The sequence below is a fragment of the Mycobacterium sp. 94-17 genome (assembly GCF_035617725.1).
Classification (GTDB): domain Bacteria; phylum Actinomycetota; class Actinomycetes; order Mycobacteriales; family Mycobacteriaceae; genus Mycobacterium.
Genome location: NZ_JAPIYN010000004.1, coordinates 8,825 through 24,567, shown reverse-complemented (window position 1 = coordinate 24,567; position 15,743 = coordinate 8,825). Strand labels below are relative to the sequence as shown.

Sequence of the window (15,743 nt, the reverse complement as noted above, 5' to 3'; positions counted from 1 at the left end):
ATCGTCGCCGGCGGTCATATTGCGCCGCTCCTCAGCATCACGTCGTTCTGCATCGTCGCCGGCGGTCATGCGCTGGCCCCCATCGGTTCGGTGAGCGCCACCGAGGGCACCCCCTCGCGCAGCAGCAGGGGGAGCGGCTCGAGGTGAGTCCCGTCGGGCCCGGCGCCTGCGTGCACGATGTCGAACTGCGTGCCGCAGCGTGGGCATCCCAACAGGGTCTCGCGCAGTTGCGCACCCGCCAGCGAGTCATCGCACACCGGGCAGTGGTCGCGATAGGCGAGTGGCAGCTCGCCGACCCTGCACACCAGCAGCGCGGTGCCCGCCACCAGGAACCCCCCGACATCGCCGGGTTCCAGCTCGGCCAGTTCGGGCAGCGGATGCCAGCTCGAGCCGTTCGAATGTTGCTGAGAATCCGGATGTAGGCGCGCCATCAGCGATTCGGCGGGAATGACGCCGGCCGCAGTGGTCGTGGCCGCGGTGGTCACCACCTCGATCGAGGAGATTTCCGGCGCCGCCGCGCGGACCGCGTCCTGCACGGCCAACTCCAGCGTCACCGCCGACGACGGGCAGCTCTTGCAGCTGCCGGTGAAGGCCAGCCGCACCACGGGACCGTCGGGGCCGTCGGCGACCTCGAGCAGGTCGACGTCGCCGCCGTGCGAACCCAGGTAGGGCCGCACCCGATCGAGCGCGTCGGAGACCCGGCGGTGCACGTCGTGCGGGTGCAGACCGTGCACCAGGAGCAGGCTGGCCACCAGGTCGTCGGTGGCCAGCCGCTCGACCAGCCCCCTCTCGGGTCCGGGATCGCCCGCCATCCGCACGATCCGCTCAAGCGCGGCGCCGTAGAGCCCGACCACCTCGCGGACCAGTTGCTGCGCACGGTCGTAGGAGGCCGCCCCGCCTGCCGCGCAGGAATCCAGCAGGGTCTGGATCCGATCGCCCGCCGCACGCCACTGCGCGTCATTCGCGGACTTGCCCGGGCGATCCGCCATGTGTCACTCCCCGGCGGGCGACTGGGTCGGCGTGTGCAATCTGTCCAGGGACTTGCCTTTCCCCAGGTACATGTGCACGCCGCACGGCAGGCACGGGTCAAAGCTGCGCACCGTGCGCATGACGTCGATGCCTTTGAAGTTGTCCCGGCTGTTCTCCTCGAAGATCGGCTGCCCCTGCACCGCGTCCTCATACGGGCCCGGTGTGCCGAAGCTGTCGCGCGGGTTGGCATTCCACGGCGTGGGCGGGTACGGGTGGTAATTGGCGATCTTGCCGTCCCGGATCACCATGTGGTGGCTGAGCACACCGCGCACCGCCTCGGTGAAGCCGCATCCGATGGCCTCGTCGGGCACGTCGAACTTCTCCCACGTCTTGGTGCGCCCGGCGCGGATCTCCTCGAGCGCCTTCTCGGCGAAGTACAAACCGCACGCCGCCGCGTAGGCCTGGAAGTAGGTGCGCGCCCGGTCGCGTTCGAGCGTGTTGCTGCCGTATTTGGGGATCTTCCACTCCAATTCGACGGGCCCCTTCAGCGCCGTCTTGGGCAGGTTGATCTTGACGCTGGTGCCGGTGGCCTTCACGTAACCGATGTCGACCAGGCCGGCCAGTGCGGTCGCCCACAGCCGGGCGAGCGGTCCGCCACCGGTGTCCAGCGCCAGGTGGTCCTTGCCGTCGAACCAACGCGGCGACATCACCCAGCTGTAGTTGCCGCCCTCCATGTCCCGCTTCTGCGGGTGCGGGTTGGTGTGCTGGTTCCACGGGTGGCGCCGGTCCACCGGGTTGCCCAGCGGGTCGGTCTTGACGAACATCTCCTGGTCGGTCCAGTCGTCGTAATAGGAACTGCCCAAAAGGATTCGGATGCCGAGGTTGATGTCCACCAGCGAGTGGGTGACCAGCTTGCCGTCGACCACCACGCCAGGAGTGACGAACATCGCGTTGCCCCAGCGCTCCATGTCCTTATAGGCGAAGTTGCACACCTCGGGATCCTGGAAGGAGCCCCAGCAGCCGAGCAGGGTGCGGCGCAGCCCGACCTTGTCGTAGCCGGGCAGCGCCTCGTAGAAGAAGTCGAACAGGTCGTCGTGCATGGGCACGACCTTCTTCATGAACTCGACGTAGCGCATCAGGCGCGTCATGTAGTCGGTCATCAGCTGGATGGTGGCCACCGTGCCGACCCCGCCGGGGTACAGCGTGGAGGGGTGCACGTGGCGGCCCTCCATGAGGCAGAACATCTCCCGTGTCCAGCGGCTGACCACCAGCGCTTCGCGGTAGAACTCGCCGCTGAACGGGTTGAGCGAGCGCATGATGTCCGCGATCGTCTTGTACCCGTGGGCGTCCGCGTGCGGGGCCGGTGTCTTCTCGGCCAGCGCGAGCACACTCGGGTTGGTCTCGCCGACCATCTTCTCGCAGAAGTCCACGCCGACCAGGTTCTCCTGGAAGATGTTGTGGTCGAACATGTATTCCGCGGCCTCGCCGAGGTTGACGATCCACTCGCCCAGATGCGGCGGCTTGACGCCGTAGGCCATGTTCTGCGTGTAGCACGAGCAGGTGGCGTGGTTGTCGCCGCAGATGCCGCAGATGCGGCTGGTGATGAAGTGGGCGTCGCGGGGATCTTTGCCCTTCATGAAGATCGAGTAGCCGCGAAAGATCGACGAGGTGCTGTGGCACTCGACGACCTCGCGGTTCTCGAAGTCGATCTTGGTGTAGATGCCCAGGCTGCCCACGATCCTGGTGATGGGATCCCAGGCCATGTCGACCAGTTGGCCGGGCTCCCGGTTGGCGTGGGTTGGTTCAGGAATGATGGTTGTCATCGCTCTACTTCTTCCCGCTCTGGCTGCTGTCAGCGTTGGCTGATGCGGCGACGGCTCTTCGTCTAGGAGTTGTGCAGAAGGAATTGCACCGACCCGGTAGCTGGGCTACCAGGTGCGGCGCGCTCCGGTGGTGAGCTTGTCGCCGTTGTGGCGCCACCGCGGCTCTTTGTCGACGGTGCGTTCCGTGATACCCCTCAGACTGCGAATCACGGCTCCGTACAGGCCCGACGCTGTGCTCGAGATCTTGCCGCCCGGTGGCTCGTCCATGAACGGCATGAACTTGTCCGGGAACCCCGGCATGGTGCAACCGATGCAGATTCCGCCGACGTTGGGGCAGCCCCCGACGCCGTTGATCCACCCGCGCTTGGGCACGTTGCACTTGACGACGGGACCCCAACAGCCAAGCTTCACAATGCATTTCGGCGACCCATACTCGGTGGCGAAATCGCCCTGCTCGTAGTAGCCGGCCCGGTCGCAACCCTCGTGCACCGTCTTGCCGAACAGCCACTGCGGGCGCAGCGCGTCATCGAGCGGGATCATCGGCGCCTGACCGGTCGCCATGTAGAGCAGGTAGGTCAGCGTCTCCGACAGGTTGTCGGGGTGGATCGGGCAGCCGGGCACGCACACGATCGGAATGCCCGCCTTGCTCTTCCAGTCCCAGCCGAGGTAGTCGGGCACGCCCATCGCCCCCGTCGGGTTTCCGGCCATCGCGTGGATTCCGCCGTAGGTGGCGCAGGTCCCGACCGCCACGATGGCGGTGGCCTTGGGCGCCAACCGGTCGAGCCACTCGCTGGTGGTCATCGGCTGCCCGGTGGCCGGGTCGTTGCCGAAGCCACACCAGTAGCCCTCGTCTTTGATCTTCTCGTTCGGGATGGATCCCTCGACCACGAGCACAAACGGTTCCAGCTCGCCGCGGTCGGCCTTGAAGAACCACTCCAGGAAGTCGTCGGCCCCGCCGGTGGGCCCGCACTCGAAGTCGATCAGGGGCCAGTGCACGGCGACCTGGGGGAGGCCGGGCAGAGCCCCCAAGGCGATCTCTTCGACGCTGGGCTGGGTGGCAGCAGTCAATGCCACCGAATCGCCGTCACAACTGAGGCCCGCGTTGATCCATAGAACATGAATCAGTGTTTGTTCTGCCTTGACTGCTGCTTCTGTTGGCATGCTGCAGCTTTCCGGAGCCGGGCTGCGGCTCCTGCGCTGCCGGAGTCGACCGTCGGCCCACTTGCGCAGCGCTATTTTTCGGGTCTACTCCCGCTATCGGGCGTTGTCAACGGTTCGCCGTCACTCGATAGTAGCCGTGCGTCACATAGTGCCGAAAAGCCTTGTGGCGCCTGGCCTATCCGCTGAGCGCGGTCTCGCACCCGCGGCAGCGTTCCTGCGAATGTCTCGCAAGAGCGCCGTCGCGGTTGGGCTTTCGCCCGCGCCGCTCAGTCCCGGTCCGTGGCGAAGCGCCGCAGCCAGCCGAACCAGGCAGCCATGCCGTCGCCGGTGCGCGCGCTGACCGGCAAGATCGTCGCCGCCGCATTCACTTTGCGGACATGGTCGATGTAGGTGTCGACGTCGACGTCGAGGTGGGGTACCAAGTCGATTTTGTTGAGCAGCACCACATCCACCGACCGGAACATCACCGGATACTTCAGCGGCTTGTCCTCCCCCTCGGTCACCGAATAGACCATCGCCTTGCCGTGCTCGCCGACGTCGAATTCCGCCGGGCAGACCAGATTGCCGACGTTCTCGATAATCACCAGGTCCAGCGCAGCGAGGTCGAGGCCGGGCAGCGCGCGGTTGATCATGGGCGCGTCGAGATGGCATTCACCGCCAAATCCGTTGCTGGTGTTCAGTAGTGACACCTGGGCGCCGCGGCCGCTGAGCTTTGCCGCGTCCAGATCGGTGGCGATGTCGCCCTCGATCACCCCGATCGCCAGCTCGCCGGCGAGTTCGTCGAGCGTCGCCTGCAGGATGCTGGTCTTGCCCGATCCCGGCGAACTCATCAGGTTGAGGGTGCGCACCCCGTTGTTCGCGAAGGCCGCCCGGTTCGCCTCGGCGAGAAGGTCGTTCTCGGCGAAGATCGCCTCCAGCACGCCGATTCGCTGGCTGCCGGTCCGGTAGCGGCTGTGATCGCCGTGGTCGTGTTCGTGCCCGTGTTCGTGCTCGTGTTCGTGGGGAAGGTGATCGTCGGGGTGGGTGTGCACGGTTCCGTCGTCGTGCCGATGAAATCTACCCATCCTCACTACCTTTCACGAGAGATACCATTCACGAGAAATACCTTTCACGAGACATCCAATGACGTCACCAAGAATTCGTTGCCGCGCAGCACCTCGACGTCGCAGCTGTCGCACCGCGGGCACCAGATCGACCACGGCGAGGTGATCTCGGATTGCCGGCCACAGACACGGCACTTCACTTCGGCGCCGACGCACTCAAGTTCCAGTTCGGCGTCCGGCATGTCCTCCGCGTCGCGGACCATCGTCCAGCAAAAGGACAGTGACTCCGGCACCACCTGGCGAAGCGCGCCCACCCGCACCCGCACCACCTCGACGTGCCGGCCGTCGGCATGTTGCTTGACGACGCCGGCGATCGCTTCGCACAGCGACAGCTCATGCATCGGCGATCACCGCCGATCCGGCAGCCGGGCGCAGGCCAACGAGCCCATGAGCACTGTTCTACACCCGAACGGTGTTTTGTGGTCAGCCTCGCGCCGGCCGGTTCACCCGGTCCACTTCTCTTCGATGCGCCCGTAACGCCAGACGAGCAGGGCCACCGCCCAGGTGACGACGAACATGCCGACGACGACGTAACCGATCGTGTTGAGGTCCAGCGCGCCGATCCAGTTCCAGAACGAGCCCCGCCAACCGAACTGGCCGGCCAGCACGACCAGCAGTTCGATGCTGCCGATCACCCACGCCACCGCCACCGACATCGCGGTGATGGTGATGTTGTAGTAGATCTTGCGCACCGGGTTGGAAAAGGCCCAGCCGTAGGCGAAATTCATGAACGAGCCGTCGATGGTGTCGAGCAGGCACATGCCCGCGGTGAACAGCACCGGCAGACACATGATGGCGTACCAGGGCAGCCCGGCGGCGGCGCTGGTGCCGGCCAGCACCAGCAGCGCGATCTCGGTGGCGGTGTCGAACCCGAGCCCGAACAACAGGCCGACCGGATAACAGTGCCAGGACCGGGTGATCGACTTGGTGAAGCGGCCTAGCAACCGGTTCATCAGACCGCGGTTGCCCAGCTGGCGCTCCAGCTCGGCCGCGTCGGTGTCGGGGTCGTAGTCACCGCGGCGCAGCCGCGCGAAGACGCGCAGAATGCCGACCAGGACCATGAGGTTGAGAAGCGCGATGCCGTACAGGAACACACCCGAGACGCTGCTGCCGATCAGCCCCGTGTAGTGGTGCAGCGTCGAGGAGTCGTCGGTGACCGGCCCAACGACCGCCCTCACCCCGCACGCCAGCAGCAGAGCCAGCCCGAAGACCACGGTGGAGTGGCCCAGCGAGAAGAAGAAGCCGACGGCCAGCGGGCGCTGCCCGTCGTCCATCAGCTTGCGGGTGGTGTTGTCAATGGCGGCGATATGGTCGGCGTCGAAGGCGTGACGCAGGCCCAGGGTGTAGGCCGTCAACCCGACACCGACGCCAAAAGCCTTGCCGCCCAGGCTATATTGGGCCGGAGTCACGAAGATGACCATGGTGAACCAGCCGATCAGGTGCAGCGCGACGATCACCGCCAGCATCGCTGCCAGCCGCCACCACTCCGCCGGCGTGAGGGCGCCGAGAAGCCTGGTTTTCCATGACGGTTGCCAGTCGGTCTCGGTACTGGCCACTGGGGGTCCCTCCGGCGCGTCCTTGCGGTATCGGCTGAGAACAACCGGCACGACTCTAAGTTCCACGGCCGGCCAGATGCAAGTGAGTTGCAGGAAATCTCCGAGTCTGGTTCGGGCCGAACACTGGCGGTCCGCCCGCCGGGGCGCGACACTGAATCGGTGGGGCCCAAGCCGCCGGTACTGGACGCGTCGGTCACCGAGAGGATCGGCGATCTGCTGCGCGCCCGGGGGCTGCGGCGAATGGCCTCCCGCATCCAGGTGCTGGCGGTGCTCGAGCCCGTCAACGGTCACCTGCCGGTCGCCGAGATCTACCAGCGGATGCTCGCGTGCCTGCCGTCCGGCGCCCACGCGCCCGACGTGGCGACTGTGTATCGCACGGTGACCACCCTGGTCGATCAGGGCGTGCTGCACGCGTTGACGCTCGACGGCGGCGTGACAACCTACGGGCTCGCCACCGCGCCGCACCATCACGCGGTGTGTACCAACTGCGGCACCATCATCGAGGTGCCCGCCCGGCAGCTGAGTTCGGCGCTCGAACACGCGATGGCGGGCAGTTCCTTCGCGCTGTCCGACGCCGCCGGCCTGACGCTGCACGGTCTGTGCCCGCAATGCCAGGGCAAGCCCGCCGGGCGGGTGCGCCGGCGCTGAGGTCAGCGCAGACCCAGCAGCGCGTTCTCCACCACCTCGGCCAGCGCCGGGTGGATCCAGTACTGCCCGCGGGCCATCTTCGGCGCGGTGAGCCCGAAGCTCATCGCCTGGATCAACGGCTGGATGATCGAGGAGGCCTGCTGGCCCATGACGTGCGCGCCCAGCAGCCGGCCCGTGCCGCGCTCGGCGACGAGCTTGACGATTCCGGTGGTGTCCTCCGACGCCCAGCCGTAGGCGACGTCGCCGTAGTCCTGGACTTTCACCGACACCTTGAAACCCTGTGCGATGGCTTGGTTTTCGGTCAGCCCGACGCAGGCGACCTGCGGGTCGGTGAACACCGCCCAGGGCACGTACCGATGGTCGGTGACGGCCATCGAGTCGGTGTCGTCCCAGTCGCAGAGCAGGTTGTGCTGGACGACGCGCGCTTCGTGGTTGGCGACGTGCTTGAGCTGATACGGCGACGCGACGTCGCCCAGGGCGAAAACCCCACGCGCCGTGGTCCGCTGGTACTCGTCCACGGCCACCACGCCGTCCTCGACCGCGACGCCGGCCTGCTCGAGGTCGAGCCGGTCCGCGTTAGACACCCGGCCCGTCGCCACCAGCAGCGCGTCGGCGCGCACGGTGCGACCGTCGTCGAGCTGCACCGACACGCCCGAACCCTGGTTTTCGGCGCCCACCACATTGCGGTGGGTGTGCAGTTCCCATTTGCTGGACGCGATGCGGGTGAAGCGCTCGTTGAGCACGTCGTCGCAATGGCGCAGCAGCGCGGAGCCGCGGACCACCAGGGTGACGCGCGAGCCGAGCGCGGAGAAGATGTGGGCGAATTCGGCCGCCACGAAGCCGCCCCCGACGATCACCAGATGCTCTGGCAGTTCGGGGATTCGCATGATCGTGTCGCTGGTGTGGTAGCGCGCTCCGCACTCGAGGATCGCCGGGGGCACCACGGCCCGCGCCCCCGCGGCGATCACCACCTGGTCGGCCGTGAACTGGTCACCGGCGTCGGTGCGCAACAGGTAGCGCCCGTCGGACTGGACCGGGCCGAAACGGGTGTGCTCCTTATATACGTCGATGTTGGGTGCGGAGGTGCGGTAGTCCTCACCGCCGACCCCTATCGGGTCGATGCGCCCGAAGACGCGCGAGACGATGTCGTCCCAGCGCACCCGGTCGACATGTGCGTCGATGCCGAAGCGTGCCGCGTCCCGGATCGTCTGGGCGACCTCGGCGGCGTAGACGAACATCTTCGTCGGGATGCACCCGACGTTCAGACATGTGCCGCCGAAGGTGCCCTCCTCGCAGATCGCCACCCGCTTCTCGGCGAAGCGGTCGTCGAGAATGCTGTTGCCCGAACCGGTTCCGATGATCGCCAGGTCGTAGGTCTCCAAGCCGTCATCCCTTTCGCAGCGATGCCGAGGCATCATCGTTTGTGCGCAGGTAGCCGTCGAGCCACAGGTCCAGTTCCTGATAGGCGACCTCGCGCGGCCCCGGCAGCGACAAGAACACGTCGTGCTTGGCGTCGGCCACCGGGACCACCGTGGTGCGGTTGCCGACACAGCCCGCCCAGCGGGCGATCTGGGTGACGTCGAGAACCGCGTCGCCGCATTGCATCGACGCGGAATCGGGGCCCTCGCGCACGCTGTGGTCCGATCGCAGGATCAGGTTCGGGACACCGACGTCGAGGCCGCGGTGCAGCCGGGCCTGGCCGTGCCGGACGGCGTGCAGCCAGCCGAAGGTGATGGGGAAGCCGCCCACGGGTTTCCATTGCAGGTTGTAGTCGAATTCGCCGCCGTAGTCGCGGTGCAGCGTGGTGCCGTAGCCGCCCTCGCCCGGCGCCCGGGCCACGCCCTTGGACCGCACGCGGGACAGGCCGGCGATCAGCGCCACCGTCACCGAATGGCGCACGACGGCCGGGCCGGGCAGCTCGAGGAACGGGCTGTTGAGCACCAGGCCGCCAACGCCGGCGTGCGCGCCCGGATTTCGCCTGCGCAACCGGTCCAGCCATAACGACGCGATGAGCCCGCCCGCGGAATGCGCGTACACCAACACCGGGCCGTGTGCCGCGACGATGGCCAGCGCCTGATCGAGTTCGGCCTCGTAGTTGGTGAGGTCGGTGATGAAGTGCGGCGTCTGACCGTCGCGCCGCGACCGGCCGCACTTGTGCAGGTCCAGCGCGTAGAAGACGAAGCCGCGGGCCGCGAAATGATCGGCCAGTTCGGTGTGGAAGAAGTAGTCGGTGTAGCCGTGCACCGCCAGCACCGCGGGCGCCGTCTCGCGCCCCGCCTGCCGCGGTCCGCGCCGTATCAGCGTCGCGACGATGTCGCCCTCACCGGCCGGGTCGGCCCCGAGTGCGATGGTGCGTTGCTGATAACCGGGGAGGACGTCGGGTTCCCAGCCGGTCACGTCCCCGGCCGCCCTGCCCGTCACCCCGCCTTGCATCAAGCCAGCTTAAGGCGTTTGCCGGGCGCGGGGCGGCGCACGTCGCTCGCGGTCGCGGTCGCTCGGGATAACCTGAGGATCGTTCCGGTCGAGGGAAGGACCAGCAAGCCGGTGTCATCATCTGCCCGAACCACGTCGACGGACGTCGTGCTGGTGGGCGCGGGCATCATGAGCGCGACGCTCGGGGCGTTGCTGCGCCGGCTGCAGCCGGAATGGTCGATGACCTTCGTCGAGCGTCTCGATACCGTCGCCGCCGAGAGCAGCAGCCCATGGAACAACGCCGGCACCGGCCATTCGGCGCTGTGCGAGCTGAACTACACCCCGCAGCGCGCCGACGGTTCGATCGACATCAGCAAAGCGGTGCGCATCAACGAGCAATTCCAGGTGACCCGCCAGTTCTGGGCCTACGCCGTCGAGAACGGGATCCTGACCGACCGGCGCTTCCTCACCGCGGTCCCGCACGCGAGTTTCGTGCGCGGCGCGCAGTGCGTCGACTATCTACGGCGCCGGCACCGGGCCCTGGCGCCCAACCCGCTGTTCGCCGGCACCGAGTTGATCGACGACGCGGGGGAGTTCGCCCGCCGGTTACCGTTCATGGCGGCCGGACGCGACTTTTCCGAACCGGTGGCACTCAACTGGGCGCCCGACGGCACCGACGTCGACTTCGGCGCGCTGGCACGACAACTCGTCGGGTTCTGCGTGCGCGGCGGCGCGGCTGCGCTGTTCGGCCACGAGGTCCGCAACCTGTCTCGCGAGTCCGACGGCAGCTGGACGCTGTCGATCCGCAACCGGCGCACCGGCGAAAATCACTGTCTGAAAGCCAAATTCGTCTTCGTCGGCGCCGGCGGTGACGCGCTGTCGCTGTTGCAGAAGTCCGGTATCGCCGAGGTCAAGGGGTTCGCGGGATTTCCGATCGGCGGCCGGTTCCTGCGCGCCGGGAATGCGGCGCTCACCGCCGCGCACCGGGCCAAGGTATACGGCATGCCCGCACCGGGCGCCCCGCCGCTGGGCGCGCTGCACCTGGATCTGCGCTACGTCAGCGGCAAGCCGTGGCTGGTGTTCGGTCCGTACGCCGGCTGGTCCCCGAAATTCCTGAAACATGGGCACATCACCGATCTGCCCCGCTCGGTGCGGCCGGACAATCTGGCCGCATTGCTCGGTGTCGGCCTCAGCCAGGGCACGTTGCTCAGATACCTGATCGGCCAGCTGCGGCTGTCGGCACCGGATCGGCTCCGCATGCTGCGCGAATTCGCCCCCACCGCAGCGGCTTCGGATTGGGAGCTGACGGTGGCCGGCCAGCGTGTGCAGGTGATCCGGCCGGACAAGCGCAAGGGCGGGGTGCTCGATTTCGGCACCACCGTGGTGGGCGCCGCCGACGGAAGCATCGCGGGCCTGCTCGGTGGCTCGCCGGGCGCGTCGACGGCGGTGCCGATCATGCTGGGCGTATTGGAAGGCTGCTTCGCCAACCGCTTTCAATCGTGGTTACCCGCGCTCAAGGAAATGGTCCCGTCGCTGGGGGCGACGCTCTCGGAGGAGCCGGCGCTCTACGACGAGGTCTTTTCCTGGGGGACCAAGGCGCTGGGGTTGGGTATGTCGCGCGAGCGCAGCGATGAGGAGGAGCGGCGGGTTGATTGAAGCACTGCGGCGCATCTGGGCCAAAGACCTTGACGCGCACACGCTTTACGAGCTGCTCAAGCTCAGGGTGGAGGTGTTCGTGGTCGAGCAGGCGATCCCGTATCCGGAGCTGGACGGGCGCGACCTGCTTGCCGAGACCAGGCACTTCTGGCTGGAAACGCCCGGCGGCGAGGTGATCTCGACGTTGCGGCTGATGGAGGAACACGCGGGCGGCGAGAAGGTGTTCCGCATCGGGCGGCTGTGCACCAAACGCACCGTGCGCGGTCAGGGTCACACCACCCGGCTGCTGCGGGCGGCGCTGGCCGAGGTGGGCGACTACCCGTGCCGGATCAACGCGCAGACCTATCTCGCGGAAATGTATGCCCAGCACGGATTCGTGCGCGAGGGTGACGATTTCCTCGACGACGGCGTTCCGCACGTGCCCATGCTGCGCCCCGGTTCGGGTTTGGCGGCCAAGCCGTGAAGCCCTATCCGTTCAGCGCGATCGTCGGGCACGACCAGTTGCGCCTGGCCCTGCTGTTGTGTGCCGTGCGCCCGGAGATCGGCGGCGCGCTCATCCGCGGCGAGAAGGGCACCGCCAAGTCGACGGCGGTGCGCGGCCTGGCGTCGTTGCTGTCGCAGGCCACCGGCAGCGACACCGGACTTGTCGAAATGCCCTTGGGCGCAACCGAAGACCGGGTGGTCGGCTCGCTGGACCTGCAGCGCGTGCTGCGCGACGGCGAGCACGCGTTCTCGCCGGGTCTGCTGGCCCGCGCGCACGGCGGCGTGCTCTACGTCGACGAGGTCAACCTGCTGCACGATCACCTGGTCGATGTGCTGCTCGATGCCGCGGCGATGGGGCGGGTGCACGTCGAACGCGACGGCATCTCGCATTCGCACGACGCCCGGTTCGTGCTCATCGGCACGATGAATCCCGAAGAGGGCGAACTGCGTCCGCAGCTGCTGGACCGGTTCGGGCTCACCGTCGACGTGCACGCCTCGCGCGACGTCGACGTGCGGGTGCAGGTCATCCGGCAGCGGATGGCCTACGAGGCCGACCCGGGCGGTTTCGCGGAGCGCTACGCCGGCGCCGACGCCGAGCTGGCCCGGCGGATCGCCGCGGCGCGCGCGATCGTGGACGATGTGGTGTTGCCCGACAACGAATTACGGCGCATCGCGGCGCTGTGCGCGGCGTTCGACGTGGACGGCATGCGCGCCGATCTGGTGGTGGCCCGCACCGCCGTCGCGCACGCGGCCTGGCGCGGCGCGCACACCGTCGAGGAGGAGGACATCCGGGTGGCCGCCGAACTGGCGCTGCCGCACCGGCGCCGCCGCGACCCGTTCGACGATCCGGGCATCGACCGCGACCAGCTCGACGAGGCTTTGACGCAGGCCGGTTCCGACCCCGACCCCGATCCCGACCCGCCCGGTGGCGGTCAAGCCACTAGCCCGGAACAGGCTGCACTGCAACAGGATTCATCGGGAGATACCAAGCCGCAGCAGCCCAAGTCGCGGCCCAGCGCGCCGCCGTCGAAAACCTTCCGCACCCGTGCGCTGCGCGTTCCGGGTGTCGGGGAGGGGTCGCCCGGACGACGGTCACGGGCCCGAAACGCCAGCGGCGGCGTCATCGCCGCCACCGACACGGACGACGCGAGTTGCGGCGGGCACGGACTGCACCTGTTCGCCACCCTGCTGTCGGCCGCCGGGCGCGCCGGTGCAGGGCCGCTGCGGCCGCAGCCCGACGATGTGCGCCGCGCCGTGCGCGAGGGGCGCGAGGGCAACCTGGTGATTTTCGTCGTGGACGCGTCGGGTTCGATGGCCGCGCGCGATCGCATGGCGGCGGTCAGCGGCGCCACGCTCTCGCTGCTGCGCGACGCGTATCAGCGTCGAGACAAGGTCGCCGTGATCACGTTCCGCCAGCAGCAGGCGCGGCTGTTGTTGCCGCCGACGTCCTCGGCGCACATCGCCGGGCGCCGGCTGGCCCGGTTCGACACCGGCGGCAAGACCCCGTTGGCCGAGGGCCTGCTGGCCGCGCGTGAGCTCATCGTGCGGGAGAAGGCACGGGACCGGGCGCGGCGTTCGCTGGTGGTGGTGCTGACCGACGGCCGGGCCACTGCGGGCCGGGATCCGTTGGGCCGCACCAGAACCGCGGCGGCGAGGCTGGTCGCCGAAGGTGCCGCCGCGGTGGTCGTGGACTGCGAGACTTCTGTCGTCCGGCTGGGCCTGGCCACCCAGCTGGCGCGCCAACTCGGTGCGCCGGCCATCCGGCTGGAACAGTTGCACGCGGATTCCCTGACCCGCGCGGTGCGCGACGCGGCCTGAGCGGAGAGGGTAAACGCTGATGCCACAAGGCGTTCCACTGCAGGTTCCCGACGACGGCATGACCACCCGGGCACGGCGTCACATGCCAGTGCTGGCCGTGCACACCGGCGCCGGCAAGGGAAAGTCCACGGCCGCGTTCGGGATGGCGCTGCGGGCCTGGAACGCCGGACTGTCCGTCGCGGTGTTCCAGTTCGTCAAGAGTGCCAAGTGGAAGGTGGGCGAGGAGGCGGCCTTCGCCGGGCTGGGCCGGCTGCACGCCGAGCAGCAGATCGGCGGCCCGGTGGAATGGCACAAGATGGGTGCCGGCTGGTCCTGGACCCGCAAGGCGGGCAGCGACGTCGATCACGCGGCCGCGGCGGCCGACGGCTGGGCGGAGATCGCCCGCCGGCTGGCCGATGCGCGGCACGACTTCTACGTCCTCGACGAGTTCACCTATCCGCTCAAGTGGGGCTGGGTGGGCGTCGACGAGGTGGTGGAGGCGCTGGCGGCCCGGCCCGGTCACCAGCACGTGGTCATCACCGGCCGCGACGCGCCGCAGCGCCTGATCGACGCGGCCGACCTGGTGACGGAGATGACCAAGGTCAAGCACCCGATGGACGCCGGGCGCAAGGGGCAGAAGGGCATCGAGTGGTGAGTGTCCCCGCGGTCGTCGTGGCCGCACCGGAGTCGGGCAGCGGAAAGACCACGGTGGCAACAGGTTTGATCGGTGCGCTCCGGCGGGTGGGCCACACCGTGGCTCCGTTCAAGGTCGGGCCGGACTTCATCGACCCCGGCTATCACTCGCTGGCGGCGGGCCGGCCCGGGCGAAACCTCGACCCGGTGATGGTGGGGGAGCGGCTCATCGGGCCGCTCTACGCGCATGGCGGCGACGGCGCGCAGATCGCGGTGATCGAAGGCGTGATGGGCCTCTTCGACGGCCGGATCGGGCACGCCGGGAGCATTCCCGCGGAGGGGTCGACCGCCCATGTCGCCGGCCTGCTGGGCGCGCCGGTGATCCTGGTGGTCGATGCGCGCGGCCAGAGCCAGAGCATCGCCGCTCTGCTGCACGGCTTTTCGACGTTCGACGCGTCGACCCGCATCGTGGGTGTCATCCTCAACCGGGTAGGGTCGCCGCGGCACGAGCTGGCGCTGCGGCAGGCCTGTGAACGGGCCGGCGTCCCGGTGCTGGGTGCCATTCCGCGCACCGCCGAATTAGAGGTGCCGACAAGGTATTTGGGCCTGGTCACCGCGGTCGAGTATGGCCGGCGCGCCCGGCAGGCCGTCGATGCGATGACGGCGCTGGTCGCTCGCCACGTCGACCTGGCCGCCGTGGCCGCGGTCGCCGGAAGCCGGGTGGCCGACCCGCCGTGGGATCCCGCCGCCGCGGTGGGCCCGACCCGGGGCGGGCGCGTCGTCGTGGCGATGGCGGCGGGGAAGGCCTTCACGTTCGCGTACGCCGAACACGCCGAGTTGCTGCAGGCCGCCGGCGCCGACGTCGTCGAATTCGACCCGCTGGTCGATCCGTTGCCTCCGGGCGCCGATGCCGTCGTGCTGCCCGGGGGCTTTCCCGAGCAGTTCACCGCGGAGCTCTCGGCCAACGACATCGTCCGCGCCCAGATCGCCGGTCTGGCCGCCACCGGGGCGCCGGTGCACGCCGAATGCGCCGGGCTGATCTACCTGGCCACCGAGCTCGACGGCCATCCGATGTGCGGCGTGGTCGCCGGATCGGCGCGGTTCACTTCGCAGCTGAAGCTGGCGTACCGCGACGCCCTCGCCGTCGCGGATTCGTCGTTGTACAGCGCCGGCCAGCGCACCGTGGGACACGAATTCCACCGCACGGAGGTCACATTCACCGAGAGCTACCAGCCGGCATGGGCGTACCGGGTGGCCGAGGCCGACACCGCGTGCGACGGCGTGGTGCACGCAGGGGTGCACGCGTCATATCTGCACACGCACCCGGCGGCCGCACCGGGCGCGGTCGCGCGGTTTGTCGCGCACGCCGCCGCCACTAGGTCGATGGTGGCGACCCGCTCCGCCCGGCTTCGCCGCGCTGGCGGTCGCCACTAGGTCGATGGTGGCGACCCGCTCCGCCCGGCTTCGCCGCGCTGGCGGTCGCCACTAGGTCGATGGTGGCG

General features: G+C 68.6%; 14 protein-coding genes. 6 read left to right on the top strand and 8 right to left on the bottom strand.

The features are described 5' to 3' along the window. Positions 1 to 65: 65 nt before the first annotated feature. The 6 genes from OQ789_RS06310 to OQ789_RS06285 all read right to left on the bottom strand — a co-directional run bounded on the left by OQ789_RS06310 (position 66) and on the right by OQ789_RS06285 (position 6,612). Complete coding sequence (locus OQ789_RS06310) at positions 66 to 989, bottom strand: NifU family protein (RefSeq protein ID WP_324684298.1); 924 nt, start codon at positions 987 to 989, stop codon at positions 66 to 68. A gap of 3 nt (positions 990 to 992) precedes the next feature. After that, the gene (locus OQ789_RS06305; protein WP_324684297.1) at positions 993 to 2,792 is read right to left on the bottom strand and encodes a nickel-dependent hydrogenase large subunit; all 1,800 of its coding nucleotides are present in this window, start codon (positions 2,790 to 2,792) and stop codon (positions 993 to 995) included. A gap of 105 nt (positions 2,793 to 2,897) precedes the next feature. Further along, positions 2,898 to 3,953: a hydrogenase expression protein HypE gene (locus OQ789_RS06300; RefSeq protein ID WP_324684295.1), complete on the bottom strand. Its 1,056-nt coding sequence runs from the start codon at positions 3,951 to 3,953 to the stop codon at positions 2,898 to 2,900. Positions 3,954 to 4,219: 266 nt separating this feature from the next. Then, entirely contained in the window at positions 4,220 to 5,017 is a 798-nt protein-coding gene (gene hypB, locus OQ789_RS06295) for a hydrogenase nickel incorporation protein HypB (RefSeq protein ID WP_324684293.1), read from the bottom strand. Between the two features lie 44 nt (positions 5,018 to 5,061). Continuing rightward, entirely contained in the window at positions 5,062 to 5,397 is a 336-nt protein-coding gene (locus OQ789_RS06290) for a hydrogenase maturation nickel metallochaperone HypA (protein WP_324684291.1), read from the bottom strand. Positions 5,398 to 5,499: 102 nt separating this feature from the next. Further along, complete coding sequence (locus OQ789_RS06285) at positions 5,500 to 6,612, bottom strand: HoxN/HupN/NixA family nickel/cobalt transporter (RefSeq protein ID WP_324684290.1); 1,113 nt, start codon at positions 6,610 to 6,612, stop codon at positions 5,500 to 5,502. 159 nt (positions 6,613 to 6,771) lie between these two features. Between OQ789_RS06285 and OQ789_RS06280 the strand changes: the two genes are divergently transcribed. Next, positions 6,772 to 7,260 carry a Fur family transcriptional regulator gene (locus OQ789_RS06280; RefSeq protein WP_324684288.1) on the top strand — a complete coding sequence of 163 codons (489 nt, stop codon included), beginning with the start codon at positions 6,772 to 6,774 and terminating at the stop codon, positions 7,258 to 7,260. 2 nt (positions 7,261 to 7,262) lie between these two features. Here the strand turns inward: OQ789_RS06280 and mtr are convergent, their stop codons facing one another. Both mtr and OQ789_RS06270 read right to left on the bottom strand, forming a co-directional pair. Continuing rightward, positions 7,263 to 8,642 (bottom strand): mycothione reductase, encoded by a 1,380-nt coding sequence (gene mtr, locus OQ789_RS06275; RefSeq protein ID WP_324684286.1) that lies wholly within the window; start codon positions 8,640 to 8,642, stop codon positions 7,263 to 7,265. A 4-nt stretch (positions 8,643 to 8,646) separates the two neighbouring features. Continuing rightward, positions 8,647 to 9,693, bottom strand: coding sequence for an alpha/beta hydrolase (locus OQ789_RS06270; RefSeq protein ID WP_324684285.1), 1,047 nt, complete (start codon positions 9,691 to 9,693; stop codon positions 8,647 to 8,649). A gap of 168 nt (positions 9,694 to 9,861) precedes the next feature. Between OQ789_RS06270 and mqo the strand changes: the two genes are divergently transcribed. From mqo to OQ789_RS06245, 5 genes are read left to right on the top strand one after another with little or no spacing between them, the layout of a single operon-like run. Continuing rightward, positions 9,862 to 11,328 carry a malate dehydrogenase (quinone) gene (gene mqo, locus OQ789_RS06265; protein ID WP_324684661.1) on the top strand — a complete coding sequence of 489 codons (1,467 nt, stop codon included), beginning with the start codon at positions 9,862 to 9,864 and terminating at the stop codon, positions 11,326 to 11,328. Beyond that, the gene (locus OQ789_RS06260; RefSeq protein ID WP_324684283.1) at positions 11,321 to 11,791 is read left to right on the top strand and encodes a GNAT family N-acetyltransferase; all 471 of its coding nucleotides are present in this window, start codon (positions 11,321 to 11,323) and stop codon (positions 11,789 to 11,791) included. Before mqo ends, OQ789_RS06260 begins: the two co-directional genes overlap by 8 nt. Further along, a complete protein-coding gene (locus OQ789_RS06255; RefSeq protein ID WP_324684281.1) occupies positions 11,788 to 13,629 on the top strand; it encodes a magnesium chelatase subunit D family protein in 1,842 nt (613 codons plus the stop codon). Before OQ789_RS06260 ends, OQ789_RS06255 begins: the two co-directional genes overlap by 4 nt. A 19-nt stretch (positions 13,630 to 13,648) precedes the next feature. Continuing rightward, positions 13,649 to 14,263: a cob(I)yrinic acid a,c-diamide adenosyltransferase gene (gene cobO / locus OQ789_RS06250; RefSeq protein ID WP_324684279.1), complete on the top strand. Its 615-nt coding sequence runs from the start codon at positions 13,649 to 13,651 to the stop codon at positions 14,261 to 14,263. Then, a complete protein-coding gene (locus OQ789_RS06245) occupies positions 14,260 to 15,675 on the top strand; it encodes a cobyrinate a,c-diamide synthase (protein ID WP_324684278.1) in 1,416 nt (471 codons plus the stop codon). The genes cobO and OQ789_RS06245 overlap by 4 nt, the downstream gene beginning before the upstream one ends. Positions 15,676 to 15,743: the final 68 nt, after the last annotated feature.

Excerpts from the sequence above, each read along its gene's own strand:
- OQ789_RS06310 (WP_324684298.1), bottom strand. The coding sequence starts at position 989 with ATGGCGGATCGCCCGGGCAAGTCCGCGAATGACGCGCAGTGGCGTGCG.
- hypB (WP_324684293.1), bottom strand. The coding sequence starts at position 5,017 with ATGGGTAGATTTCATCGGCACGACGACGGAACCGTGCACACCCACCCC.
- OQ789_RS06300 (WP_324684295.1), bottom strand. The coding sequence starts at position 3,953 with ATGCCAACAGAAGCAGCAGTCAAGGCAGAACAAACACTGATTCATGTT.
- mqo (WP_324684661.1), top strand. The coding sequence starts at position 9,862 with ATGAGCGCGACGCTCGGGGCGTTGCTGCGCCGGCTGCAGCCGGAATGG.
- OQ789_RS06290 (WP_324684291.1), bottom strand. The coding sequence starts at position 5,397 with ATGCATGAGCTGTCGCTGTGCGAAGCGATCGCCGGCGTCGTCAAGCAA.
- OQ789_RS06305 (WP_324684297.1), bottom strand. The coding sequence starts at position 2,792 with ATGACAACCATCATTCCTGAACCAACCCACGCCAACCGGGAGCCCGGC.
- OQ789_RS06270 (WP_324684285.1), bottom strand. The coding sequence starts at position 9,693 with ATGCAAGGCGGGGTGACGGGCAGGGCGGCCGGGGACGTGACCGGCTGG.
- cobO (WP_324684279.1), top strand. The coding sequence starts at position 13,649 with ATGCCACAAGGCGTTCCACTGCAGGTTCCCGACGACGGCATGACCACC.